Below are 23,662 nucleotides of genomic sequence, written 5' to 3' on the forward strand. Positions count from 1 at the left end.
TTCCTAAGCTGTGAGCCATGGATCAGCTTCCGATCGTCGAACGTTTCATCGCGGCGCACTTCCCGCTCGCCACGGTCGCCGTGGTGGCCGGGAGCACCGCGCGAGGAACCCGCACGCGCACCAGCGACATCGATCTGCTCCTGATCGGTGACGCTCTCTTCGACGATGAAAGCTCCAGTTTCGCCGGCGGCTTCGACTTCGATGGCGAGTTCTTCGAGGTGTTCGCCTACACATTCGACGGGTATGCGGAGTGGGCGCGGCGCGGGGTCACCCAGTTCCGCCCGGTGATCGTGCACATGCTCACGGAGGGAGTCGGAGTGCGTGGCGGTGCCGCCCTGGAGGAACTCCGCCAACACTGGAATCGCGTGCTGGTCGACGGTCCTCGCCCCGATGTCCATGAGCTCGAGTTCCGCCGCTACATGATCACGGACCAACTCGATGATCTGCGCGATGCGCAGGATCTGTTGGAGCGCCGCGTGATCGCGGGCCTGCTGTTCGAGCGCACCGCCGAGCTGATGCTTCTCACTTCGGGCCGATGGATCGGGGCAGGCAAGTACCTACCGCGACGGCTGCGCGAGTGGAATGTGGACAGGACCGAGGCCCTGGCGGCGCCGTTGCTCCAGGGAGACTTCGACGCCTTTGCCGGTCAGGTCGCACACGAGCTCGACGCCGCGGGCGGACGCGTGCAGGCCGGCTTCGTGCGCTGACAGGACGGGTGCCGGACCGGGTGCGCTGACCACGACGCGTGTCAGCTGGCTTGGCGTGTTGAACTGGTATGCGCGCCAAGCTGGCTACGTGCGCCGAATGGGATGCGCGCGACCGCCGAAGTGCGTGCCGCGCCCGAGTGAGCGGACTGAGCCCGCTCTCTTGCGGCCGAGCCGATCGCCAGGCCGGGATCATCGCATCGCCGTTCTGCTGCGTTCGGCGCCGGATCGACGATGCGTGGTGGTGGGTCGTGGTGTGCGCCATCGTCGGTGTGGGTCCCACCAGGCGGGTCCGCGGACGGTGGGGAGACCGTTGTCCATGCGGATCTCCCACCCGGAAGTGTCCAGAGTGCGGTGGTGGTGCCAGCACAGTGCGACACCGTTGTCGGTATGGGTCGGCCCGCCGCGGGCATGTTCCTGGACGTGGTGGATCTCGCACCAGGACGCGGGGACGTGACATCCGGGGATCAGGCACTCGGTGTCGCGGAGGGTGATCGCGCGGCGTTGGTGGGTGGTGAAGATGCGGTCCGTGCTCCCGATGCCGACGATGCGGCCTTCGGGGTCGAACAGCACCCGTTGGATGGTGCCGCCGCAGGCGGTGTGGCGGGCTGCGGCGATCGTGGTCGGGGTGTCGATCCCGTCGATGTGCGCCCACCCGTGGCCGGTCGCATACTCTTCCGCGGTCACGGACACGATCAGCGTCGCCGCCGCCCCACCCAGCTTCGGCATCTCGTCATGCCGGGCAGCGATCCCCAGCATCGCCGTGAACGCGTCGTGCTGCTTCTGCGCCCGCGAGCGGGTGTCGACCTGCCCGCCCGGATCCCCGGATGGCAACACGTCACCATCCCGATCCGCACGATCCCGCGCATCCCGCGCATCCCGCCCGTCCCGCGCATCCTGCCCGTCCCGCGCATCACCGTCGTCAGAGGGTACGAACTGCACACCCGGCAGGGGTGGCCCGTCGACTTTGGGGTTCAGGTACGCGTCCCAGATCCGTTGCAACTGTCCCGCGGTCTCCGGCAGCAGGTCGCCGTGGATGGGAATGAGTCCGTTCTTGACCCGGCCAAGGATCATGCCGCGGCCCCGCATCGTCGCTTCTTCGGCGGGTTCGGCGCCGTCGGGGTCGAGGAACATCACGATGCGTTGCGCGAGGATCCGCAGGTCCTCCGGTGTCGCCGCAGGGCCGGGTTCCGGTTCATCCACATCAATACCGGGATCGGCATCCGCATCCGCATCCATCTCGATGACGACGGTCCCGCGCGCCCACGCCGCGAGCTCCGCGTCCGCCTGCAGCCGGTCCACCGCACCGACGCGCCCGCGCGCCTGTTCGATCGGCCCGGTCGCCGCCAACAACCCGGTGATCCCGACCGCCCCGTCCACCAACGCCGCCCGCAACTGCGGCCACAACGCCGGCAGCCAGCCTCCGGAACTGATGTCCACGTCCCGCCGCACCAGCCGTGCGGCCTTGATCACCCGTCCTGCCCCCGCCGCGTCCGTGCGCAGCACCCGTTGCAGCAGCTCGCTCATGCTGCGGCACCCGAACTGTCCGCAGAACGCCGGATCCCCCGACCCCGCCGGTCGTGCCGGCACCGAGGCCACCGTCTCCACGATCAACGCTTCCGCCCGCCGCACCACCTCACCCGCCGCGCGCAGCACGTCGAGCTTCTCGGCATCCGACAACCCCGCCACCGTCTCCGCGCACAGCACCCCGTCGAGGTCTCTCACGACCTGATCGAGCACATCCACGGGGTGGTTCATACCCCCAAGTCAACCCGAGACCACCGACATTCCCACCCCAGATTCACCCGAAAACAGCCCAGGTCAGGCTAGTATTCCGGAACACGATCCGCACCCGCTCGTCCTCCACAGACGAACCCGTGAAGCGACCTCTCCACAGACCCAGAAGACGCGACGAGGACCGACTCAGCGGCGCCCCATGCCGTGGTAGTCCCATCCGGCCGCGCGCCACGCCTCCGCATCCAGACAGTTGCGCCCGTCGATGATGATTCGTCTGCGCACGAGGCCGGCTGCGCGGAGCGGCGAGAGATCCCGGCGGTATTCATCCCACTCGGTGACGACGACCACTGCATCCGCATCTCGGAGCGCGTCGTCGCGCTCACGCGCGTAGCCGAGCTGGGGGTGGAGGGCCGCGGCATTGTCGAGTGCCGCCGGATCCGTCACGATCACATCCGCGCCGAGCCCCCGCAACCGCACGGCGACGTCGAGGGCGGGGGAATCGCGAATGTCATCGCTGAAAGGTTTGAACGCTGCGCCGAGCACAGCGATCCGTCGACCGAAGACGAGACCGCCGAGGGCGTCGACGACGATCTGCACGGCACGATCACGACGTCGAAGATTGATCGTGTCGACTTCACGGAGGAAGCCGACCGCCTCACCGCGCCCGAGCTCTTCCGCCCTCGCGGCGAAGGCGCGGATGTCCTTGGGTAGGCAGCCACCCCCGAAACCGATACCGGAGCCGAGGTAGCGTCGACCGATGCGCGTGTCGTATCCGAGGGCATCGGCGAGCAGCGTCACGTCGGCTCCCGAGGCCTCGGCGATCTCGGCCATGGCGTTGATGAACGAGATCTTCGTGGCGAGGAATGCGTTTGCGGCTCCCTTGACCAACTCGGCGGTCGCGAGATCCGTGACGAGGAAAGGCGTTCCGGAATCGATTGTGGGGGAGTAGACCTGTCGAAGCATGTCGACCGCGCGTGCGCCCGCGGGTCCCGATGACACTCCCACCACTAGCCGATCCGGTGTCAGGGTGTCGTGAACGGCCCATCCCTCGCGCAGGAACTCCGGGTTCCATGCGAGCGTCGCCCCGGTCGCAGCGAGACGCCCGGCGAGGCGCTCGGCCGTTCCGACCGGGACCGTGGACTTGCCTGCCACCACATCGCCGGCACGCAGATGGGGGATCAGCCCGTCGACTGCGCCATCGACGAATCGGAGATCTGCCGCATGCCCACCGGGAAGCTGAGGTGTGCCGACCGCGATGAAGTGCACCGCGGACCCGGCGGCGTCCTCCATCCGAGCACTGAAGCGCAACCGGCCGGACGCGAGGCCGGCCTGCAGCAACTCGGAGAGCCGCGGTTCGAAGAAAGGGGCCGCTCCGGAGGACAGCGTTGCGATCTTGTCGTGATCGATGTCGATCCCGACGACGTCGTGTCCGATCGAGGCCATCGCTGCGGCGTGAACGGCACCGAGGTACCCACAGCCGATCACTGACATGCGCATCCCGTCAGCACAATCGATCTCGGCCACGGATGATCAACGCGCGGATGAACGGTGCATGTCGGCGCCATGACAGAACCGCCCTCGCGGGTCAGACCAGCGGATTCGAGGGACGCGCTGATAGGGTTGATGCGGTTGCAATCTGTCAACCGCTCCAATTTCATATCGACTCATGGAGCGATCGGCGGAGAAGCTGGTCCCCTGTGGTGGGTTCCTCGGCGCACGATGTCGGGTGGCTTTCTACTGGTGGCCAGCGCAGGCGAGATTCGCGGGAATGCCCGCGCGCCCATATCCGGCCGTATCCGCTCCTTATGGAACACGCTCGCGCGTCATACGGATTCGCGAGTCTAAACAAAGAAGGAGAGACCTCTTGGAAGGTCCTGAAATCACTGCCACCGAGGCCGTTCTCGACAACGGCCGCTTCGGCACCCGCACCATCCGCTTCGAGACCGGCCGCCTCGCGCAGCAGGCTCAGGGCGCAGTCGCCGCGTACCTCGACGGCGAGACCATGCTCCTCTCGGCCACCAGCGCAGGAAAGCACCCGCGCGAAGGCTTCGACTTCTTCCCGCTGACGGTCGACGTCGAGGAGCGTTCCTACGCTGCTGGCAAGATCCCCGGTTCGTTCTTCCGTCGCGAGGGTCGTCCCTCCACCGAAGCGATCCTGGTCTGCCGTCTGATCGACCGCCCGCTGCGCCCGTCGTTCGTCGACGGACTCCGTAACGAGGTCCAGGTCGTCATCACCGTCATGTCGATCGCGCCGGGCGAGTTCTACGACGCACTCGCGATCAACGCGGCTTCCGCGTCGACCCAGATCTCGGGTCTGCCGTTCTCCGGTCCCGTCGCCGGTGTGCGCCTCGCGTTCATCCCCGGCCAGGGCGAGCACGCCGACCAGTGGGTCGCGTTCCCGAACGCCGAGCAGGTCAGCGAGGCCGTGTTCGACCTGATCGTCGCCGGTCGTGTCGTCACCAAGTCCGATGGCTCGGAAGACGTCGCGATCATGATGGTCGAGGCTGAGGCCACCGAGGGCAGCTGGAACCTGATCAAGGCCGGTGCCACCAAGCCCGATGAGGCCGTCGTGGCCCAGGGGCTCGAGGCATCCAAGCCGTTCATCGCCCAGCTGGTCAAGGCGCAGGCCGAGCTTGCAGCGACCTCGTCGAAGGAGCCGGGCGTCTACCCGGTCTTCCCGGCATACAGCCAGGAGGTCTACGACTTCGTCGCCGGGCGTTCCTACGACCAGCTCGTCGGGGTCTACCAGATCGCCGACAAGGTCGAGCGTCAGACCGCCGACGACGCGATCAAGGACCGCGTCAAGGCCGAGCTCATCGAGGCCACCGAGGCGGGCTCGCTCCCGGCTGCGGCTCCGATCGAGTTCTCCGCGGCGTACAAGTCGGTCACGAAGAAGATCGTCCGCGGACGCATCCTCACCGAGGGCGCTCGCATCGACGGCCGTGGACTGGCGGACATCCGTCCGCTCGACGCCGAGGTGCAGGTCATCCCGCGCGTGCACGGTTCTGCGATCTTCCAGCGCGGTGAGACCCAGATCCTGGGCATCACCACGCTGAACATGCTCAAGATGGAGCAGCAGATCGACTCGCTGTCGCCCACGACGAGCAAGCGCTACATGCACCACTACAACTTCCCGCCCTACTCGACCGGCGAGACCGGCCGCGTGGGTTCGCCGAAGCGTCGCGAGATCGGGCACGGCTTCCTCGCCGAGCGCGCACTCGTGCCGGTTCTGCCGAGCCGCGAGGAGTTCCCGTACGCGATCCGTCAGGTGTCCGAGGCGCTGAGCTCCAACGGCTCGACCTCGATGGGCTCCGTCTGCGCATCGACGCTGTCGCTGCTCAACGCGGGTGTGCCGCTGCGCGCGGCCGTCGCGGGTATCGCCATGGGTCTCGTCTCCGACGAGGTCAACGGTGAGACCCGTTACGCCGCGCTGACCGACATCCTGGGTGCGGAGGATGCTCTCGGCGACATGGACTTCAAGGTCGCGGGTACCAGCGAGTTCGTCACGGCCATTCAGCTCGACACGAAGCTCGACGGCATTCCGACGTCCGTGCTCACCGGTGCGCTGACCCAGGCCCGCGACGCTCGACTGACGATCCTCAACGTCCTGAACTCCGCGATCGACGCGCCTGACGAGATGGCGCCGACCGCGCCCCGCGTCATCAGCGTTCAGATCCCGGTCGACAAGATCGGTGAGCTGATCGGCCCGAAGGGCAAGACGATCAACGCGATCCAGGACGAGACCGGCGCGCAGATCTCCATCGAGGAGGACGGCACCGTCTACATCGGCGCGACCGATGGTCCGTCGGCCGAGGCCGCCCGTGCCCAGGTCAACGCGATCGCGAACCCGACCAACCCCGAGGTCGGCGAGCAGTTCCTCGGAACCGTCGTGAAGATCGCCACCTTCGGTGCGTTCGTCTCGCTGCTCCCGGGCAAGGACGGCCTGCTGCACGTCACCGAGGTGCGCAAGCTCGCCGGTGGCAAGCGCGTAGAGAACGTCGACGACGTCCTCTCTGTCGGCCAGAAGATCCTCGTGAAGATCACGAAGATCGATGACCGTGGAAAGCTGTCGCTCGAGCCCGTGCTCGACGACGCCCCCGCGGCCGAGGCTGCTCCCGCCGAGGAGTCCGCCGCCGAGTAAGCGGAATCGTACGCTCAGAACCCGGGTGTCTCCGTTGCGGAGGCGCCCGGGTTCTGTCGTGTTCGGTGTGACCAAACCGTTATCGGAAGTTTTCGCGCCGTTCCCTGGATTGGTCGGAGTGTTCGCCGAAGTCGCTTACCCTCGAAGTACGCACCGGGGGGTGCAGATCATGGCAGGTACGCAGGTCGGAACGCACTGACCGATGCGGGGGTGAGAGTATGCGGTTGTTCAGCGTAGGCGCAGGAGCGTCCGCAGAGCGTGCCCCGCAGGCGGCTGCGGAGCATCCATCCGCTCCCATTCCGATCGTCGGGCCCGGAATAGGGGAATCCATCCGTGTGCCTCTCGGCGAGACCGGCCTGGAGACGTTCCCCCTCATGCTGGGCGCTGCGGAGTTCGGCTGGAACGTCGATCTCGAGACGAGCCACGGGATCCTGGATCGCTACGTCGAGTTCGGCGGCAACGCGGTGCACACCGCCGATGGATTCTCCGGCGGACGCAGCGAGCACATCATCGGACAGTGGCTGCGGTCCCGAGGTCTGCGCGACCACGCACTGCTCAGCGTCCGGATCGGCGCCCATGCCGACAACCCCGGTCTGGGTTCGGTGAACCTGGTCCGTGCGGTCGAAGGGTCGCTCACACGACTCGGAGTCGATCGCATCGACGTGTTGCATCTCGACGCGACGCTCGACTCCACCACCAATCTGGAAGACACCCTCGCCACGGTGGAATGGCTGTCGGATGCCGGCAAGGTCGGAGCGATCGGAGCCTTCGGTTTCGCGCCGGAACGGCTCGTTGAGGCGCGCATCCTGGCCTCGGCGGGCTATCCGCGTATCGAGGTGATCGACGCACCGTACAATCTCATCCGTCGTCAGCCGTTCGAGGGGGATCTCCGTCTCGTCGCCGGCGCGCAGAGCCTCGCCGTCACTCCTTCGCACGCACTCGAGCACGGATTCCTCTCCGGGCGTCATCGTCGGAAGGCACTGACATCCCAGGGCGTGCGTGGTGAGCAGCTGCGTGGGCACCTCAACCGTCGGGGGATCAAGATCCTGCGTGCGCTCGACCAGGTCGCCGAGGAACTGTCCGTGCCTGTGGCGGCGGTGTCGATCGCCTGGCTGCTGGCGCAGCGGACCATCGCCGCCCCGATCGTCAACACGTTCGCGACCGAGCACGTGGACGAGCTGATGCAGGGAGCCGGCGTCACGCTGTCTCGTGCGCAGCTCGCGGAGCTCACGCGGGCAGGCAACTGAGCACTGTCGCACCCGTGACATAGGGTGGAAGAGAAGCCCGGCAGATGCTGGCAATGAAGCGAGCGGGTTGTGACGCACTACATATATCTGGTCAGACACGGTGAACATCAGGATGCCGAGCACGGCCTCGCCGACGGACCCCTGTCGCCGCGTGGGCAGCGCCAAGCAGAGTTGATCGCCGACCGGCTCTCCGGTCTTCCGCTCGATGCCGTCTGGCATTCACCGCTCCTCCGTGCCAACGAGACCGCGCGCGCGATCGCCGGCCGTCTGCCGTCTGTCGACCCCGAGCCGACGGCGCTGCTGTTCGACTGCGTCCCCACGGGGATGACCGAAGAGACTCCTGCCGTGTTCGAGCCGTTCTTCGGCTCGGTGACCGAGGCGGAGATCGAGGCCGGTGGGGCGCAGATGTTCGACGCGGTCAACGAGTTCCTGGTGCGCAAGCCGGGCGACGTGCATGAGGTGCTGATCACTCACAACTTCGTCATCTCATGGTTCGTCCGTGAAGTCCTCGGCGCGCCCGAATGGCGGTGGATGACTCTGAACCAGGCGCATTGCGGTCTGACGATCATCGCGCAGAAGCAGGGACGCCCCTGGACGTTGCTGACGCACAACGACACCGGTCACCTCCCGGTGGAGTTGCGCACGGGCATCCCGGATGCGCTTCCCGTCTGAGCCGCCGCGTCGGTCGTTCTCACCGTCCGCGCCCCGCGCGCCCCGGCAGTCGGGGCTGCCGCGCTCAATAGACTGGATGCATGACCACGCAGGTAGCACTCGTCGGCGGAACCGGGAAGCTCGGCACGATCATCCACGCGGTGATCGAAGAGCTCGAGGGCTTCGAGGTGAGCCGGGTGCTGACCTCGAGCAGCGATCTGTCGGAGCTCGCCGGCGCTGACCTCGTGGTCGACGCGTCGACGCCTCAGGTGAGCATCGATGTGGTGCGTTCCGCGATCGAACACGGCCTGAACGTTCTCGTGGCGACGTCCGGCTGGTCGGCCGAGCGCATCGCTCTCGTGCGCCCACTCGCCGAGGCGGCGGGCACCGGCGTCGTCTTCATCCCCAACTTCTCGCTGGGCTCGGTTCTGGGCTCAGCTCTGGCCGCGGCCGCCGCGCCGTTCTTCGGCTCGGCCGAGATCATCGAGGCGCACCGCGAGACCAAGATCGACTCGCCCAGCGGTACGGCGGTGCGCACCGCCGAGTTGATCGCTGCCGCTCGCGTCGAGCAGGGACCCGTGAGTGCTCCGCATGCCGATCAGCGTGCGCGCGGCCAGCAGGTGGGAAGTGTGCCCATCCACTCGCTGCGACGCCCTGGCGTCGTCGCGAAGCAGGAGGTCATCCTGTCCGGCCCGGGTGAATCGCTCACCTTCACGCATGACACGATCGAGCCCGCGCTGGCATATGCGCCTGGCATCCGCCTTGCCGTACCGTTCGCGGTCCAGGCCACCGGCGTCGTGGTCGGTCTGGAGAACATGATCGATATCGGCATCCGCTCATGATGTCGCGCATCGGTGTGGGAGTCATGGCCCTGTGCCTGGCCCTGTACATCGTCGTGGTGGGGCAGCGGGCCGTGCTCATGCTCACGACGGGGGAGCCGATCGCGATAGCCATCGGCGTCGCCCTGATCGTGATGCCGTTGATCGGCGCCTGGGCGCTCGTGCGCGAGATGCAGTTCGGCTTCGCGGCGGACAAGCTCGGGCGCACTCTGGATGCCGAGGGCGGGATGCCGCAGGCCGAGACCGAGCTCACGCCGAGCGGTCGCATCGCGAAGGGCGACGCCGATCCGATGATCGCGCGCTACACCGCCGAAGCCGACGCAGCGCCGACCGAGTGGCGCGCCCGCTTCCGATTGGGCGTGGTGCAGGACGCGGCCGGGCGCCGTAAAGACGCCCGAGCCAGCATCCGTGAGGCGATCCGCCTCTCGCGCTCCTGAGAGCGGACTCAGGCGAGCGTCGCCTCCAAGGTGATCTCGATCCCGGCGAGGGCCTGGGACACGGGGCAGCCGGTCTTGGCTTCGTTCGCGATGTCCTGGAACGCCTCCGGGCTGAGCCCTGGCACGACCGCGTTGACGTTGAGGTGGCTGCCCGTGATGCCGACACCGGGCTTGAAGGTGACTGAAGCGCTGGTGTTCACACGCTCCGGCGGGGTGCCGTTCTCGCTCAGCGCATGTGACAGGGCCATGCTGAAGCACGAGGCGTGAGCGGCTGCGATGAGCTCTTCGGGAGTCGTGGTGGTGTCGCTGCCCTCACTGCGTGCCTTCCAGTTGATCGGAAAGGTGCCGAGGTTCGACGTCGAGAACGCGACGGTGCCGGAACCCTCTGCGAGTGATCCGGTCCAGGTCGTGGTCGCTTCGCTGGTGACGGGCATGATTCCTCCGGTTCTCGCGCTCTGCTCGGTGTGCACGGCGCGCGTTCCGGCCAGCCTATCCATCGCGTACCGGCGACGGAACAGTGCTCAGGCAGTCGAGGCGGCTCGTCCGAGGATCCCGGCGCGCTGCAGCACCAGGTAGAGCTGGCAGCCGAGGCAGAGCCCGAACGCGGCGTTGAGGAATGCGGCGACGAAGGCCGCTCCCGTGGCGATCGGCAACGCCCACGGCACACCGGCCAGGTGCAGGATCAGGCCGATCGTGACGACGAAGAGGCCCACGCCCTGGGCGAAGCGCGGCGGGCGCGGATCTTCCAGCTCGGAGGGTGCCGAGAGCCGTGGGCGGACGACCCGACGGAAGAGCACTCCCCACGGTGCGGTCTGCGGCGATGCCACACCCCAGACGAACAGGAGCGCGATCACGACGGCGAGGAGGAAGCCGGGGTCGAGCGCCCGCTGCAGCAGAGGTGCGGCGCTGACCGCCCACGAATTCGGGGCAACGAACGCAAAGTCGAAGCCGGGGGAGATCGCGAACCAGCTCCCGGGGAGTTTCGCCGTGGAGATGCCGACCAGTCCCAGGAATGTCGCGACGATCAGCAGCAGCGTCGTGATCGTCGCGGCGAAACGAGGACCACGCGGATCAATGCCGGCGGGAGTGGTCATCTCTGCTCCAGTCTTCGCGCCTCAGACGGCGGCGAGGGCCTCGGTGAGGGCGTGCCGGTGGGGCACACCGTGGAACCGTGCGCGGACCGCGCCGGTGTTGTCGATGAGGAAGGTCGTCGGCGTCTGCAGAACCCTGTACCGTGCCGAGAGGTCGGGACGATGGGTGAGGTCGACCTCGACGTGCGTCAGACCGTCGTGGTCCTCCGTGTAGCTGTGCAGCATTCGCCGCACCTGCGGACACCGGGTGCACATCTCGGTGCTGAACTGCACGAGCGTCGCACGGGAGCCGAGTGGGCCCGATGCCGCATCGCGCGCGTCGAACCGCAGTGCGCCCCCGCCACGTCGGCGACCGTCGAGGCGACGCTGAACCACGCCGATCACCACGGCCAGCACGATGAGTGCTGCCGCGATTCCCAGGGCGAGCGCAGGCGACATGGGATGAGATTACGCCGTGGCAAGGGGTGCGAGGGTCGATGTGTCACACGATGACATCACGGTCCGGCGCGCGCCGGCATCCGCCCGCTCCGGGGAGTGGCCGGGTATCGTTGCTGTCATGAGCGCAGCCGTCCCGACGCCGTATGAAGACCTGCTCCGTGACGTCCTCGAGAGCGGTACGCACAAGTCCGATCGGACGGGCACGGGCACGACCAGCGTGTTCGGTCGCCAGATCCGGTTCGACCTCTCGCAGGGCTTCCCCCTGATCACGACCAAGCGCGTGCACTTCAAGTCGATCGCGTACGAGTTGCTGTGGTTCCTCCGCGGTGATTCCAACGTCCGGTGGCTGCAGGACAACGGCGTCACGATCTGGGACGAATGGGCCGACGAATCCGGCGATCTCGGCCCGGTCTACGGTGTGCAGTGGCGCTCCTGGCCGAAGCCGGGCGGTGAGAGCATCGATCAGCTCTCCGAGGTCATCGAGCAGATCCGCCGCTCTCCCGATTCCCGCCGGCTCATCGTGTCGGCCTGGAATCCGGCCGACATCCCGGACATGGCGCTCGCGCCGTGCCATGCGCTGTTCCAGTTCTATGTGGCCGACGGCAAGCTCTCCTGCCAGCTCTACCAGCGCAGCGCAGACCTGTTCCTCGGTGTGCCGTTCAACATCGCCTCCTATGCGCTGCTCACGCTGATGGTCGCTCAGCAGGTCGGCCTCGAGCCCGGCGACTTCGTCTGGACCGGCGGCGACTGCCACATCTACGACAACCACGTCGATCAGGTGCGCGAGCAGTTGTCGCGTGACCCGTACGCCTACCCGACGCTCCGGTTCGCGCGCACGCCGGAGTCGATCTTCGACTACGCGTTCGACGACTTCGTGGTGGAGGACTACCAGCACCACCCGGCGATCCGTGCGGCGGTGGCGGTATGACCTGGGTCGGACTGATCTGGGCCGAGGCCGACGGAGGCGTCATCGGTGCCGAGGGCGGCATGCCATGGCATGTGCCGGAGGACCTCGCGCACTTCAAGGAAGTCACCCTGGGAGCCCCTGTCGTGATGGGGCGCAAGACCTGGGACTCTCTCCCTGAGCGCTTCCGCCCCCTCCCGGGGCGTCAGAACATCGTCATCACCCGCCAGCTGCACTGGAGCGCGGAAGGGGCGCACCGCGCCGCGACCGTCGCGGAGGCCGTGCGGGGGCTGGACAAGGTCTGGATCATCGGAGGAGCGGAGATCTTCCGTCAGGTGATCGGTGACGCCGACCGGCTCGAGATCACCGAGCTCGATCTGGAGGTCGCCGGTGACGCCTTCGCGCCGTCGAAGGCAGGATGGCGGCTCGTCGACGAGGGGGAGTGGCAGACGTCACGCACCGGTATCCGCTACCGCTTCCTGGGATACGAACGCTGATGCCGACCGCACTGATCACGGGGGCGAGCGCCGGGCTCGGCGCGGAGTTCGCGCGTCAACTCGCGCGTCGGAGGGCCGACCTCATCCTGGTCGCACGCTCCGCCGATGCGCTGGAGGAGCTGGCGGCGGAACTGCGCAGCGCTCACGGTGTCGCGGTCGAAGTACTCACGGCCGATCTCGCGGTCGAAGCCGATGTCGCGCGCATCGCAGACCGTCTGCGCGATGTGAGCGACCCCGTCGATCTGCTCGTCAACAACGCCGGCTTCGGCCTGCCTCTGCAGTTCGCCGACAACGACATCGACGACGAGGTGCGTCATCTGCGTGTGCACGTCGAGGCCTCGATGCGACTGACGCATGCCGCGCTGCAGACGATGCGTGGTCGCGGTGGTCGGATCATCAACGTGGCATCCGTCGCGGGATTCATCTCCCGGTCCACCTACTCTGCCTGCAAGGCCTGGTTGATCGGGTTCAGCCGCTGGGCCAATGCGGAATATGCGCGCGACCATGTGAGCGTCACCGCGCTGTGCCCGGGGTTCACCCACACGTCATTCCACGAGCGCATGGGTCTCGCCGTCGGCGAAGAGGGAGTCCCCGGGGTGATGTGGCTGAACGCCACCGACGTCGTACGGGAAGGTCTTCGTGACGCCGCTCGGGGCAAGGCTGTCTCGATCCCGTCCTGGCGGTACAAGGCGATCGTGGTGCTGACGCGTGTTCTGCCGAGTTCTCTCACCTCCGGCGTCGCACGCCGCGGACGCGTCTGAGTGGCGATGAATCGATCCGCAGGCCCGCTGCGGCGGGATGAGGTCGACGGTGCACCGGACGACGTCATCGGAGTCATCACGTCCGCGTGAGCATCATCCGAGACGATACGCTGGGAGCATGACGCACTCGGGCAACCCTTTCGGACAGGTTCTCGTCGCGCTCGTCACTCCGATGACGGCCGACGGTGAAGTCGATTGGCCCGCCGTCGAGAAGCACATCGATGACGTCATCACCGCGGGTGCGGACGGCATCGTCGTGACGGGAACGACCGGCGAGACCTCCACGCTGACCGACCCGGAGAAGCTCAAGCTCGTCGAGGTCGGCAAGTCGGTCTCGGCGGGAAGGGCGAAGATCATCACGGGCGGCGGATCGAACGAGACCGCGCACGCGATCGAGCTCTACAAGGCCAGCGAGAAGGCCGGCGCCGACGGCATCATGATCGTCACTCCCTACTACAACAAGCCCACGCAGGCGGGCATCCTCACGCACTTCCGGCTCGTCGCCGACGCCACCGACCTTCCGGTCATCCTTTATGACATCCCCGGCCGTACGGGCGTGCCCATCAAGTACGAGACGATCCTGCGCCTGGCCAAGCACCCGAACATCCTCGCCGTGAAGGACGCCAAGGGCGACTTCTCCGAGGTGAGTCGCGTGCTCAACCAGACGGATCTGATGTACTTCTCGGGCGACGACGCGAACGTGCTGCCGCACCTGGCGATCGGAGCGACTGGTCTCATCGGTGTCACCGCGAACATCACAGCCACGCCCTACCGCACGATCATCGATGCGGTGAATCGGGGCGATCTCGCGACGGCGACCGCCGAGCACAAGCGGCTCGAGCCCCTGGTCCGCGCCGTGATGACGCACGTGCCCGGAACCGTCGCGGCCAAGTACATCCTGCACGGGCTGGGGCGCATCTCGAGCCCGCGAGTCCGGCTGCCCCTCGTCGGCCCCGAAGAGTGGGAAGCGGCGCTCATCGAGGACGAACTCGACCTCGTGAACAGCGTCGCCGGCGCCGACTTCTCCAACTTCCGCCCCGACCGCAATGCGGCTGCGGGCGGCGCCCTGCCGAAGGTGCACGGCACGACGCGCTGAGCGCGTCCCCATGAACGAACGGACGCGCTCAGCGTCCGACTGAGGAGACAGCATGTCCATCCCCATCGCAGAACCTGCCCCTCTCGAAGAGGGAACGCTCCGCGTCACACCGCTCGGTGGCCTCGCCGAGATCGGTCGCAACATGACCATGTTCGAGTACGACGGCAAGATCCTGATCGTCGACTGCGGTGTGCTCTTCCCTGAGGAGCACCAGCCCGGTGTCGACCTGATCCTCCCGGACTTCGAGCCGCTCCGCGACCGCCTGGACGACATCGTCGGTGTCGTGCTCACGCATGGACACGAGGACCACATCGGAGCGGTGCCCTACCTGCTCCGACTGAAGAGCGACATCCCGCTGATCGGCTCCACGCTCACGCTCGCGCTGGTCGAGGCCAAGCTCAAGGAGCACCGCATCAAGGCTTTCACCCTCACGGTGAAAGAAGGCCAGGAGGAGCGGGTCGGCCCGTTCGACCTCGAGTTCGTGGCTGTCAACCACTCGATCCCCGATGCCCTCGCCGTCGCGATCCGCACGCCCGCCGGACTGGTGCTGGCCACCGGCGACTTCAAGATGGATCAGCTGCCCCTCGATGGCCGTATCACGGACCTGCGCGCATTCTCGCGCCTCGGTGAGGAAGGTGTCGACCTGTTCCTGGTCGACTCGACCAACGCCGACGTCCCCGGCTTCACGCCGACCGAACGCTCGATCGGTCCCGTGCTCGACCAGGTCATCGGCAAAGCCCCTCGGCGCGTGATCGTCGCGAGCTTCTCCAGCCACGTCCATCGTGTGCAGCAGGTCCTCGACGCCGCTCACGCGCATGGCCGCCGAGTCGCGTTCCTCGGACGCAGCATGGTGCGCAACATGACCATCGCCGAGCAGCTGGGCTACCTCAAGGTGCCAGACGGGCTCCTGATCGACTTCAAGAAGGCGCGCGACCTGCCCGATGAGCAGATCGTCTACATGTCCACCGGTTCGCAGGGCGAGCCGATGGCGGTGCTGAGCCGCATGGCGAACATGGATCACGCGATCGAGGTCAGCGAGGGCGACACGGTCATCCTCGCGTCCAGCCTCATTCCGGGCAATGAGAACGCGGTCTACCGCGTGATCGACGGGCTGACCAAGCTCGGCGCCAACGTCGTGCACAAGGCGAACGCGAAGGTGCATGTGTCCGGGCACGCCGCGGCCGGCGAGCTGATCTACTGCTACAACATCTTGAAGCCGAAGAACGTCCTTCCGGTGCACGGGGAGTACCGCCACCTGATCGCCAACGCGAAGCTGGCGCAGGACACCGGGATTCCCGCCGAGCGCACGATCATCGCCTCGAACGGCACCGTGATCGACCTCAAGGACGGCGACGTGCGCGTCGTCGGACAGCTCGACCTCGGCTTCGTCTACGTCGACGGCTCCACGGTCGGCGAGATCACCGACGCCGACCTCAAGGATCGTCGCATCCTCGCGGAGGAGGGCTTCATCTCCGTGATCGTCGTGGTGGATGCCGCGACGGGACGCATCATCTCCGGGCCGGAGATCCACGCACGCGGAGTCGCAGAGGACGACTCGGTCTTCGACGACGTCACCCCGAAGATCGTGGCTGCTCTCAAGGAGGCCGCCGGCAACGGTGTCAGGGACACGCACTCGCTCTCGCAGGTCGTCCGTCGCACGATCGGTCGCTGGGTCAACCAGCGACTGCGTCGTCGTCCGATGATCGTGCCGCTCGTCATCGAGGCCTGATCGGTCCACGCGGGACGGTCGAGCTTTCACGGCTGACCGACATCGGGGTGTAACACCGTGGGCCTAGGCTCGCGTCATGTTGACGGGATTCTCGATACGGCAGGCGGAGCAGGCCGACGCCGTCTTCCTCGGCGACATGCTCGTGGAGGCCGCGAACTGGCGAGCCGGGGGAGTGCGGCCCCGTCATGAGGTGCTGACCTCCGACGACCACCGTCGGTACATCGCGGGCTGGAAGCGCTCGGCCGACGACGGGCTGGTGGCGATCGACTCCGACGGCATCCCGATCGGTGCCTCCTGGTTCCGGATGCTTCCGCAGAACGAACCGGGATTCGGTTTCGTCGCGGTGTCCGTGCCGGAGCTGATCGTCGGTGTCCATCCGCTGTGGCGGGCGCGAGGCGTCGGGCGGATGCTGCTGCGCGGGGTCGTCCAGCTGGCGGGCGCTCACGGCCATGCCCGTATCTCGCTGAGCGTCGAGCGCGACAACTTCGCGCGCAGTCTGTACCGATCCGAAGGCTTCACGGTCTCGGCGCAGGGTCTGCTGCGTGACACGATGGTTCGCCGTACCGGGTGACCTCGAGGTTCCGGATCGCCGGAAAGCCGCGTCATTGCGGGGAAATGTCGGCGCCTGAGCGTAACGTGAGAGCATGGCCAGGAGCACCACGAAATCCGCGCGCGCGTCCGAGAGCGCACCGGCTCGCCCCAAGCGGCAGGCCGCTCCGAAGGCTCAGCCCGCGCCCAAGAAGTACATCGACGAAGCCGATAAGCCGCCCGTCGTCGTGCGCGCGTGGGGCGGACTGGCGCACGGTGTCGGCGGCCTGTTCCGGGCGTTCGGCCCTGAGACCCTCGAGAAGGACGACCGCCGTGACGGTTTCCCTTTCCTGCTCGTCCTCGTGGCGATCCTCGGAGCCGTCAACGAGTGGTTCTTCATCGGCAACGAGGTCGCCGCGAACATCAGCGCGTACTCGGTCGGCGGATTGATCGGCCGCGTCGCTTTCGTGATGCCCGTCCTTCTCCTGTTCCTGGCCGGATGGCTGTTCAGGCACCCGTCCTCGGTGCATGACAACGGTCGCATCGGTATCGGGTTCGGCCTCTTCATCCTGGCGCTGGCAGGCTTCTGTCACGTGGCTGCGGGCACCACCGACAAGTTGGGCGCCGTCGTGCGCGCGCAGCCCAAGGAGGGGATGCTCGCCCTCAGCGAGGCCGGCGGTCTGTTCGGCTGGATGGTGGGCGAGCCGCTCGCATTCCTGACCCCTGTCGTCGCCTACATCGTTTTGAGCCTGCTCGCCGTGCTCGCGGTGCTCATCCTCACCAAGACTCCGCCCAACCGGATCGGAGCCCGACTCGGCGACCTCTATGCGTGGATGTTCGATGCCGAGCGCACCGAGAAGCCGGTGAAGGAGAGTCCGCCGGTCGACGAGGCCGACAAGGTGGACGACCCGGACGTGCTGCCCTGGTGGCGGCGCAACAAGACGGGTCGCGAAGAGGACCCGGACGAGGGCACGCTCGGCTCGGACGACATCACCGCGCTGTTGTCGACTCCGGATGCGACGCCCGCCTACGATCAGGCGGTGATCGTCGCGAACGCTCAGGATGCGGCGACCGAGATCCTGTCGGAGGTGCGCTCCGTGACAGAATCGCTGGCCGGCCAGCAGACGACTGCCTTGCTCGACGACGAGTCGGACACCGGTGAGATGCCCGAGCTTCCCGGTCTCGACGGGTTCGGTACCGATGGCCCGGGCGATCGCGGTCCGCAGGCTCCGGTCGCGCCCTACATCCTTCCTTCCCCCGGACTGCTCGTCGAAGGTCCCGCGCCGGTCGAACGCTCCGAGGCGACGGACAAGGTGATCGAGCAGATCACGAGCGTGTTGTCGCAGTTCAAGGTCGATGCCAAGGTCACCGGCTTCTCGCGCGGGCCGACGGTGACGCAGTACGAGGTTGAGGTCGGCCACGGCGTCAAGGTCGAGAAGATCCTGCAGCTGAGCAACAACTTCGCGTACGCGGTGGCGTCGAACGATGTCCGCATCCTCTCGCCCATCCCCGGCAAGAGCGCGATCGGCATCGAGATCCCCAACGCCGACAAGGAGATGGTCGCGCTCGGTGATGTGCTGCGGTCCCAGGCTGCCCAGAAGAGCACACATCCGATGACCATCGGCGTCGGCAAGGACGTCGGCGGCAACATCGTGATCGCGAACCTCGCCAAGATGCCTCACCTGCTGGTCGCCGGTTCGACCGGCTCGGGTAAGTCCAGCTTCGTGAACTCGATGATCACGAGCCTGCTGATGCGCGCTCGGCCCTCTGACGTGCGTATGGTCCTCATCGACCCGAAGCGCGTCGAACTCACGAGCTACGCCGGTGTGCCGCACCTGATCACGCCCATCATCACGAACCCGAAGAAGGCCGCAGAGGCGCTCCAGTGGGTCGTGAAGGAGATGGACATGCGGTACGACGACCTCGCGTCGTTCGGCTTCCGTCACATCGACGACTTCAACCGGGCGGTGCGTGCCGGCGAGGTGGAGCTCCCCGTGGGCAGTGAACGTGTGCTCAAGCCGTACCCGTATCTCCTGGTCGTGGTCGATGAGCTCGCCGACCTGATGATGGTCGCCCCGCGTGACGTGGAAGATTCGATCGTCCGCATCACACAGCTTGCGCGTGCCTCCGGTATCCATCTGGTGCTCGCGACCCAACGACCCAGCGTCGACGTGGTCACCGGTCTGATCAAGGCCAACGTCCCGTCCCGACTGGCATTCGCCGTGACCAGCGTCACAGACAGCCGCGTGATCCTCGACAGTCCCGGTGCTGACAAGCTGATCGGTCAGGGTGACGCTCTGTTCTCGCCCATGGGATCGTCGAAGCCGTTCCGTCTCCAGGGCGCGTGGGTCGACGAGAAGGAGATCGACGCGGTCGTCAAGCACGTGACCCGCCAGGCTCGTCCCGAGTACCGCTCCGATGTCCAGGAGGCCATGGAGCCGGCCAAGAAGAAGGAAGTCGACGAGGATATCGGGGATGACCTCGAACTTCTGCTTGCTGCCGCAGAGCTCATCGTCTCCTCCCAGTTCGGGTCCACGTCTATGCTCCAGCGCAAACTGCGAGTCGGGTTCGCGAAGGCGGGACGCCTCATGGACCTGTTGGAGTCGCGCGAGATCGTCGGACCCTCCGAGGGGTCGAAGGCGCGAGATGTGCTGGCAACCGCCGAACAGCTGCCGCAGGTGATGGCGAAGCTGCGCGGAGAGGATTCCCCCGCGCCGGCCCCCACCCCGACGGTGCCTCCGGTGCCGCCGCTTCCGGCCACGGTTGATCCGATCGAGGCGCAATACGACGGGCTCCCCGTCGTCGAATCCGAAGGCGACGAAGACGCCTGGGGCCTGACAGGACGCGACTGATGACCATTCCGAGGCAGCTCCCCAACGCGATCACGATCGCACGTATCCCGCTGGCGGTCATCTTCTTCGTCGTGCTTCTGCTCGGCGGGACATACGGAGTCCCGAGTCCGGGACTCCGGTGGACGGCCGCGATTCTGTTCATCGTCGCGATCTCGACGGACTGGGTCGACGGGTACCTCGCACGTAAGTACGACATCGTCAGCGACTTCGGGAAGCTCTGGGACCCGATCGCCGACAAGCTTCTCACCGGGGCAGGCTTCATCGGTCTCGCGATCCTGGGGGAGCTCCAATGGTGGATCGTGCTGATCATCCTCGTTAGAGAGTGGGGAATCACCGTCCATCGGCTCGTCGTCGCCAAGGAGCATGTTGTGGCGGCTGCGTGGATGGGCAAGATCAAGACGGCGTTCCAGGGTGTGGCTCTGGGCTGGGCGCTGTTGCCGCTGCATGAGCTCATCGGTCTCGGACCATGGACCCTGGTCACCGGTGTGCTGATGATCATCGTGCTCATCCTCACCGTGGTGAGTGGGATCGATTACATCGTCGCGCAGGTCCGGGGCTCACGGCAGAAGGCATGACATCTTCGGCTGCCGCTGTTCTGACCGCTCTCGGGCGACGGGGGTGGACTCTCGGAGTCGCCGAGTCGCTGACCGGTGGGTCTGTCAGCGCAGCGCTGGTCGCGGTGCCCGGTGCGTCTTCCGTGCTGTGGGGTGGCGTCGTTGCATACGCGACGCCGGTGAAGCACTCTTTGCTCGGAGTCGACGAGAGTCTTCTCGAACGGCACGGGCCGGTGCATCCGACCGTCGCGTGGCAGATGGCGGATGGGGTGCGCCGCGCGGTGAGCGTCGGCGGCATCGCGGCTGATGTCGGAATCTCGACGACCGGGATCGCCGGCCCCGACTCGCCAGATGGCCAGCCCGTGGGAACAGTGCACGTGGGCGTGGTCACGCCCGAGACGTCGCGCACGGTGGAGTTCCGGTTCGACGGCGACCGTGCGCAGATCCGCTCCGCGGCGGTCGACGCCGTGCTGCGAACGCTGTGTGATGTGCTCGGGGAATAGCTGGCGTGTTCTCGCCGTTACGAATGATGTGCTCACATTCAAACCACAGAGTGCAGGGGTAGATTTTGTGAAAGCCGGTAGGACTAGACTGGCGATCTCGTCGGAGGAGACTCTGACTACACGATCCGGGAGGAGGTTCCGATGATTCTTGTACGACAGGAAATCGGCGATGTGCTGAGGGACTTCCGCCTGCAGAAGGGCCGCACCCTCCGGCAGGTCGCGAGCAAGGCATCGGTTGCGCTGGGCTACCTCAGCGAGGTCGAGCGTGGTCAGAAGGAAGCGTCGAGCGAGATTCTGGCTTCGGTCGCGGATGCGCTCGATGTGCCCATCTCGACCATCATGCGTGAGGTCGGCGATCGCATCTCCGTGCTCGAGGGCATCCAGGTCTTCCCGGACGTCGTTCCGGACGACCTCGTGGCATCGATCGAGCCCGAGCTCTCGCTGCGCTGAGTCGCAGGTTCTCACTTTCCTCAATGCGTCGTAGCGAGTTCCTCCGCGCTGTGGATTCCGAGTTCCGCACGCGTGCGTCTTCTCTCCTTCAAGATCTGGTTCTGACTCCGCTAGGTGATCGTACGGCTTCTGAGGCTCTCGAGGCCGGGGTTCCTCCTCGCGAGATCTGGTACGCGCTCTGCGATGAGATGGACGTCCCCGAGGGCCGACGCCACGGTGTCGGCCGTATCGAACCACGCAAGCGTTGACCGAACTACTGTTCGATAGCTCCGTTTTCCGGTGCGCCGTGAGCGGCGTGTCGTCGAAGATGCGTTCGAATCGGGCGTAGTCTTCTGCACAAGTGGTTCAGAGCTGGTGCTCTCCACTGTTCGCAGGTTCCTCGACCGAATGTCTGAGGCCCCTCGTACGGTGAAGACATGGCCGATGAGCCATACGCCTTGTCGGAGAGTTGCTCCCAACCGGGAGCGCCGCGACAGCCTACAGGCGGCACCACGCGAGCAGAAGGAACACATCATGCCATCACCCGCAGACCGCGAGAAGTCCCTGGAAACAGCTCTCGCACAGATCGATCGCCAGTTCGGAAAGGGCTCGGTCATGCGGCTGGGCAGCGACGAGCGTGCTCCTGTCGCCGTGATCCCCACCGGATCCATCGCCCTCGACGTCGCTCTCGGCGTGGGAGGCCTGCCGCGAGGTCGTATCGTCGAGATCTACGGCCCGGAGTCCTCGGGTAAGACCACGTTGACCCTGCACGCGATCGCCAACGCACAGCGCGCCGGCGGCATCGCCGCATTCATCGATGCCGAGCACGCGCTCGACCCCGACTACGCGGCGAAGCTCGGAGTCGACATCGACGCCCTGCTCGTCTCGCAGCCCGATACCGGAGAGCAGGCGCTCGAGATCGCCGACATGCTCGTGCGTTCCGGCGCGATCGACCTGATCGTCATCGACTCGGTGGCCGCCCTGGTGCCGCGCGCTGAGATCGAGGGAGAGATGGGCGACTCGCACGTCGGTCTCCAGGCTCGCCTCATGTCGCAGGCGCTTCGTAAGCTCACCGGTGGTCTCAACCAGACCAACACCACAATGATCTTCATCAACCAGCTGCGTGAGAAAATCGGTGTCTTCTTCGGTTCCCCCGAGACGACCGCCGGTGGAAAGGCGCTGAAGTTCTACGCCTCGGTGCGACTCGACATCCGTCGAATCGAGACGCTGAAGGATGGCACGGAGGCCGTCGGAAACCGCACCCGCGTCAAGGTCGTGAAGAACAAGATGGCGCCGCCGTTCAAGCAGGCGGAGTTCGACATCCTCTACGGCATCGGTATCTCGCGAGAGGGCAGTCTCATCGACTTCGGCGTCGAGCACGCCATCGTCAAGAAGTCCGGTTCCTGGTACACCTATGACGGAGACCAGCTGGGACAGGGCAAGGAGAACGCCCGTACGTTCCTGCTGAACAACCCCGACATCGCGTTGGCGATCGAGACGCAGATCAAGCAGAAGCTCGGCATCGGCCCGCAGGTGGCGGCTGTCGCCTCTGCTGACGAGCTCGCCGAGCGTCGTCCGGCCTGATCATGACTGGTGAGAGCGGGGGCGGACCGCGAGACTCTGATACGCGGCTCGCCCCCGTTATCCCGTTGTTCGGTGGACGGGAAGCTCGAACCGCCGATGCGTCGACGGATGCCTCGGTCGGGAGCGCCGCGAAGCGTTTCCCGGCGGGCCAGCATCTCGGGCAGTCAGAAACGAGGTCCTCTCCGGGCTCAGAGGAGGCGACGAACGCCGCACCGCAGAGGAGCGGTGACGCCGGTCTCTGGCGATCGACGTGGGATGCGTCACTGCCGAGCGGTCGGTCGACAGAGTCCACGTCTGACGGCACGCCGAGTGATCGGCATCCCGCCAACGGGGGAGGATCGCCCAAGAATGCCCCACGGTTGCGGGCCTTGGATGGACATGGCGCGCGGGACGATGCCGAGTCCGTGGATGGCCCGGACCCGGAGGAGAGCCGGAGGATCGCGGCCGAGAGTCTCGTGAGGAAGCTCAGAGCGCGCTCGTTGTCGATCTCGGAAGCGCGCACGGTACTGAAGACCCACGGGCTTGATGGTGCCCAGATCGATGACGTGCTCGATGAGTTCACTCGACGCGGATATCTCGATGACGCTGCCCTCGCCAGCCAACTCGTGGAGTCGGGAACCCAGCGCAAGGGGCAGGGACGCGTTGCGCTGTCCCGTGCACTCGCGCAGCGCGGGATCCCCCGTGACGTGGTCAACGCGGCGCTCGATGAGTTGCCCGATGACGATGCGGAGCGTGCGCTCGACTTCGCCCGGACCAAAGCACGATCCCTCAGCAGGCTGGAGCCGGAGACTGCTCTCCGACGATTGGTAGGGCAGCTGTCGCGCCGCGGGTACAACGGATCCGTGGCGATGACCGCGGCGAAGTCGGCATTGGCTGAGGCGACGTTCGGTGGACGCCCGACCGGCGTGCGGTTCGTGGATTCCGACTGACGCCTCCGCCG

Annotated in this window: 24 protein-coding genes; 19 read left to right on the plus strand and 5 right to left on the minus strand. The window is 66.6% G+C overall.

Annotation, left to right across the window (positions count from 1 at the left end; translation table 11 throughout):
* The first annotated feature begins 17 nt into the window (after nucleotides 1–17).
* Nucleotides 18–707, plus strand: coding sequence for a nucleotidyltransferase domain-containing protein (locus tag MRBLWO12_RS04565; RefSeq protein WP_363553136.1), 690 nt, complete (start codon nucleotides 18–20; stop codon nucleotides 705–707).
* 189 nt (nucleotides 708–896) lie between these two features.
* On the opposite strand, the gene MRBLWO12_RS04570 is transcribed toward MRBLWO12_RS04565, so the two are convergent.
* Complete coding sequence (locus MRBLWO12_RS04570) at nucleotides 897–2,462, minus strand: HNH endonuclease signature motif containing protein (RefSeq protein WP_363553138.1); 1,566 nt, start codon at nucleotides 2,460–2,462, stop codon at nucleotides 897–899.
* Between the two features lie 165 nt (nucleotides 2,463–2,627).
* A complete protein-coding gene (locus MRBLWO12_RS04575; RefSeq protein WP_363553140.1) occupies nucleotides 2,628–3,938 on the minus strand; it encodes a UDP-glucose dehydrogenase family protein in 1,311 nt (436 codons plus the stop codon).
* A 367-nt stretch (nucleotides 3,939–4,305) separates the two neighbouring features.
* Here MRBLWO12_RS04575 and MRBLWO12_RS04580 point away from each other — a divergent pair, with 367 nt between their 5' ends.
* The 5 genes from MRBLWO12_RS04580 to MRBLWO12_RS04600 all read left to right on the plus strand — a co-directional run bounded on the left by MRBLWO12_RS04580 (nucleotide 4,306) and on the right by MRBLWO12_RS04600 (nucleotide 9,756).
* Complete coding sequence (locus tag MRBLWO12_RS04580; RefSeq protein WP_363553142.1) at nucleotides 4,306–6,582, plus strand: polyribonucleotide nucleotidyltransferase; 2,277 nt, start codon at nucleotides 4,306–4,308, stop codon at nucleotides 6,580–6,582.
* A gap of 218 nt (nucleotides 6,583–6,800) precedes the next feature.
* A complete protein-coding gene (locus tag MRBLWO12_RS04585) occupies nucleotides 6,801–7,829 on the plus strand; it encodes an aldo/keto reductase (protein ID WP_363553144.1) in 1,029 nt (342 codons plus the stop codon).
* 69 nt (nucleotides 7,830–7,898) lie between these two features.
* Nucleotides 7,899–8,501: a histidine phosphatase family protein gene (locus MRBLWO12_RS04590; RefSeq protein WP_247629879.1), complete on the plus strand. Its 603-nt coding sequence runs from the start codon at nucleotides 7,899–7,901 to the stop codon at nucleotides 8,499–8,501.
* Nucleotides 8,502–8,581: 80 nt separating this feature from the next.
* A complete protein-coding gene (gene dapB / locus MRBLWO12_RS04595; RefSeq protein ID WP_363553146.1) occupies nucleotides 8,582–9,322 on the plus strand; it encodes a 4-hydroxy-tetrahydrodipicolinate reductase in 741 nt (246 codons plus the stop codon).
* A complete protein-coding gene (locus MRBLWO12_RS04600) occupies nucleotides 9,319–9,756 on the plus strand; it encodes a hypothetical protein (protein ID WP_363553148.1) in 438 nt (145 codons plus the stop codon). The genes dapB and MRBLWO12_RS04600 overlap by 4 nt, the downstream gene beginning before the upstream one ends.
* An 8-nt stretch (nucleotides 9,757–9,764) precedes the next feature.
* Here the strand turns inward: MRBLWO12_RS04600 and MRBLWO12_RS04605 are convergent, their stop codons facing one another.
* From MRBLWO12_RS04605 to MRBLWO12_RS04615, 3 genes are all read right to left on the minus strand, one after another.
* Nucleotides 9,765–10,190: an OsmC family peroxiredoxin gene (locus MRBLWO12_RS04605; protein ID WP_363553150.1), complete on the minus strand. Its 426-nt coding sequence runs from the start codon at nucleotides 10,188–10,190 to the stop codon at nucleotides 9,765–9,767.
* An 87-nt stretch (nucleotides 10,191–10,277) separates the two neighbouring features.
* The gene (locus MRBLWO12_RS04610) at nucleotides 10,278–10,850 is read right to left on the minus strand and encodes a DUF4395 domain-containing protein (RefSeq protein WP_363553152.1); all 573 of its coding nucleotides are present in this window, start codon (nucleotides 10,848–10,850) and stop codon (nucleotides 10,278–10,280) included.
* A gap of 21 nt (nucleotides 10,851–10,871) precedes the next feature.
* A complete protein-coding gene (locus MRBLWO12_RS04615) occupies nucleotides 10,872–11,285 on the minus strand; it encodes a thioredoxin family protein (RefSeq protein ID WP_363553154.1) in 414 nt (137 codons plus the stop codon).
* A gap of 118 nt (nucleotides 11,286–11,403) precedes the next feature.
* On the opposite strand from MRBLWO12_RS04615, the gene MRBLWO12_RS04620 reads away from it, so the two are divergent.
* The 13 genes from MRBLWO12_RS04620 (at nucleotide 11,404) to MRBLWO12_RS04680 (ending at nucleotide 23,651) form a co-directional block, all read left to right on the plus strand.
* Complete coding sequence (locus MRBLWO12_RS04620; protein WP_363553156.1) at nucleotides 11,404–12,213, plus strand: thymidylate synthase; 810 nt, start codon at nucleotides 11,404–11,406, stop codon at nucleotides 12,211–12,213.
* Entirely contained in the window at nucleotides 12,210–12,686 is a 477-nt protein-coding gene (locus MRBLWO12_RS04625) for a dihydrofolate reductase (RefSeq protein WP_363553158.1), read from the plus strand. The genes MRBLWO12_RS04620 and MRBLWO12_RS04625 overlap by 4 nt, the downstream gene beginning before the upstream one ends.
* Nucleotides 12,686–13,447: an SDR family NAD(P)-dependent oxidoreductase gene (locus tag MRBLWO12_RS04630; protein ID WP_363553160.1), complete on the plus strand. Its 762-nt coding sequence runs from the start codon at nucleotides 12,686–12,688 to the stop codon at nucleotides 13,445–13,447. The genes MRBLWO12_RS04625 and MRBLWO12_RS04630 overlap by 1 nt, the downstream gene beginning before the upstream one ends.
* A 118-nt stretch (nucleotides 13,448–13,565) precedes the next feature.
* Nucleotides 13,566–14,543 (plus strand): 4-hydroxy-tetrahydrodipicolinate synthase, encoded by a 978-nt coding sequence (gene dapA, locus MRBLWO12_RS04635; protein ID WP_247629887.1) that lies wholly within the window; start codon nucleotides 13,566–13,568, stop codon nucleotides 14,541–14,543.
* Nucleotides 14,544–14,595: 52 nt separating this feature from the next.
* Nucleotides 14,596–16,272, plus strand: a complete 1,677-nt coding sequence (locus tag MRBLWO12_RS04640; RefSeq protein WP_363553162.1) for a ribonuclease J — start codon at nucleotides 14,596–14,598, stop codon at nucleotides 16,270–16,272.
* Between the two features lie 76 nt (nucleotides 16,273–16,348).
* Complete coding sequence (locus tag MRBLWO12_RS04645) at nucleotides 16,349–16,843, plus strand: GNAT family N-acetyltransferase (protein WP_363553164.1); 495 nt, start codon at nucleotides 16,349–16,351, stop codon at nucleotides 16,841–16,843.
* Between the two features lie 73 nt (nucleotides 16,844–16,916).
* Nucleotides 16,917–19,652 (plus strand): FtsK/SpoIIIE family DNA translocase, encoded by a 2,736-nt coding sequence (locus tag MRBLWO12_RS04650; RefSeq protein WP_363553166.1) that lies wholly within the window; start codon nucleotides 16,917–16,919, stop codon nucleotides 19,650–19,652.
* The gene (pgsA, locus tag MRBLWO12_RS04655) at nucleotides 19,652–20,227 is read left to right on the plus strand and encodes a CDP-diacylglycerol--glycerol-3-phosphate 3-phosphatidyltransferase (RefSeq protein ID WP_363553168.1); all 576 of its coding nucleotides are present in this window, start codon (nucleotides 19,652–19,654) and stop codon (nucleotides 20,225–20,227) included. Before MRBLWO12_RS04650 ends, pgsA begins: the two co-directional genes overlap by 1 nt.
* Nucleotides 20,224–20,709, plus strand: coding sequence for a CinA family protein (locus MRBLWO12_RS04660; protein WP_363553170.1), 486 nt, complete (start codon nucleotides 20,224–20,226; stop codon nucleotides 20,707–20,709). Before pgsA ends, MRBLWO12_RS04660 begins: the two co-directional genes overlap by 4 nt.
* A 141-nt stretch (nucleotides 20,710–20,850) precedes the next feature.
* The gene (locus MRBLWO12_RS04665; RefSeq protein ID WP_046014377.1) at nucleotides 20,851–21,159 is read left to right on the plus strand and encodes a helix-turn-helix domain-containing protein; all 309 of its coding nucleotides are present in this window, start codon (nucleotides 20,851–20,853) and stop codon (nucleotides 21,157–21,159) included.
* A gap of 23 nt (nucleotides 21,160–21,182) precedes the next feature.
* A complete protein-coding gene (locus tag MRBLWO12_RS04670) occupies nucleotides 21,183–21,407 on the plus strand; it encodes a DUF3046 domain-containing protein (RefSeq protein ID WP_363553172.1) in 225 nt (74 codons plus the stop codon).
* A gap of 265 nt (nucleotides 21,408–21,672) precedes the next feature.
* Nucleotides 21,673–22,722 (plus strand): recombinase RecA, encoded by a 1,050-nt coding sequence (recA, locus tag MRBLWO12_RS04675; protein WP_363553174.1) that lies wholly within the window; start codon nucleotides 21,673–21,675, stop codon nucleotides 22,720–22,722.
* Between the two features lie 455 nt (nucleotides 22,723–23,177).
* Nucleotides 23,178–23,651, plus strand: a complete 474-nt coding sequence (locus MRBLWO12_RS04680) for a regulatory protein RecX (protein WP_363553176.1) — start codon at nucleotides 23,178–23,180, stop codon at nucleotides 23,649–23,651.
* Nucleotides 23,652–23,662: the final 11 nt, after the last annotated feature.

It is taken from the genome of Microbacterium sp. LWO12-1.2 (genome assembly GCF_040675875.1).
In the GTDB taxonomy this organism is placed as follows: Bacteria; Actinomycetota; Actinomycetes; order Actinomycetales; family Microbacteriaceae; genus Microbacterium.

Coding starts and splice junctions, on each gene's coding strand:
- MRBLWO12_RS04565 (WP_363553136.1), top strand. CDS start 18: ATGGATCAGCTTCCGATCGTCGAACGTTTCATCGCGGCGCACTTCCCG.
- MRBLWO12_RS04570 (WP_363553138.1), bottom strand. CDS start 2,462: ATGAACCACCCCGTGGATGTGCTCGATCAGGTCGTGAGAGACCTCGAC.
- MRBLWO12_RS04575 (WP_363553140.1), bottom strand. CDS start 3,938: ATGCGCATGTCAGTGATCGGCTGTGGGTACCTCGGTGCCGTTCACGCC.
- MRBLWO12_RS04585 (WP_363553144.1), top strand. CDS start 6,801: ATGCGGTTGTTCAGCGTAGGCGCAGGAGCGTCCGCAGAGCGTGCCCCG.
- dapB (WP_363553146.1), top strand. CDS start 8,582: ATGACCACGCAGGTAGCACTCGTCGGCGGAACCGGGAAGCTCGGCACG.
- MRBLWO12_RS04600 (WP_363553148.1), top strand. CDS start 9,319: ATGATGTCGCGCATCGGTGTGGGAGTCATGGCCCTGTGCCTGGCCCTG.
- MRBLWO12_RS04605 (WP_363553150.1), bottom strand. CDS start 10,190: ATGCCCGTCACCAGCGAAGCGACCACGACCTGGACCGGATCACTCGCA.
- MRBLWO12_RS04610 (WP_363553152.1), bottom strand. CDS start 10,850: ATGACCACTCCCGCCGGCATTGATCCGCGTGGTCCTCGTTTCGCCGCG.
- MRBLWO12_RS04615 (WP_363553154.1), bottom strand. CDS start 11,285: ATGTCGCCTGCGCTCGCCCTGGGAATCGCGGCAGCACTCATCGTGCTG.
- MRBLWO12_RS04620 (WP_363553156.1), top strand. CDS start 11,404: ATGAGCGCAGCCGTCCCGACGCCGTATGAAGACCTGCTCCGTGACGTC.
- MRBLWO12_RS04625 (WP_363553158.1), top strand. CDS start 12,210: ATGACCTGGGTCGGACTGATCTGGGCCGAGGCCGACGGAGGCGTCATC.
- MRBLWO12_RS04630 (WP_363553160.1), top strand. CDS start 12,686: ATGCCGACCGCACTGATCACGGGGGCGAGCGCCGGGCTCGGCGCGGAG.
- dapA (WP_247629887.1), top strand. CDS start 13,566: ATGACGCACTCGGGCAACCCTTTCGGACAGGTTCTCGTCGCGCTCGTC.
- MRBLWO12_RS04640 (WP_363553162.1), top strand. CDS start 14,596: ATGTCCATCCCCATCGCAGAACCTGCCCCTCTCGAAGAGGGAACGCTC.
- MRBLWO12_RS04645 (WP_363553164.1), top strand. CDS start 16,349: ATGTTGACGGGATTCTCGATACGGCAGGCGGAGCAGGCCGACGCCGTC.
- MRBLWO12_RS04650 (WP_363553166.1), top strand. CDS start 16,917: ATGGCCAGGAGCACCACGAAATCCGCGCGCGCGTCCGAGAGCGCACCG.
- pgsA (WP_363553168.1), top strand. CDS start 19,652: ATGACCATTCCGAGGCAGCTCCCCAACGCGATCACGATCGCACGTATC.
- MRBLWO12_RS04660 (WP_363553170.1), top strand. CDS start 20,224: ATGACATCTTCGGCTGCCGCTGTTCTGACCGCTCTCGGGCGACGGGGG.
- MRBLWO12_RS04665 (WP_046014377.1), top strand. CDS start 20,851: ATGATTCTTGTACGACAGGAAATCGGCGATGTGCTGAGGGACTTCCGC.
- MRBLWO12_RS04670 (WP_363553172.1), top strand. CDS start 21,183: ATGCGTCGTAGCGAGTTCCTCCGCGCTGTGGATTCCGAGTTCCGCACG.
- recA (WP_363553174.1), top strand. CDS start 21,673: ATGCCATCACCCGCAGACCGCGAGAAGTCCCTGGAAACAGCTCTCGCA.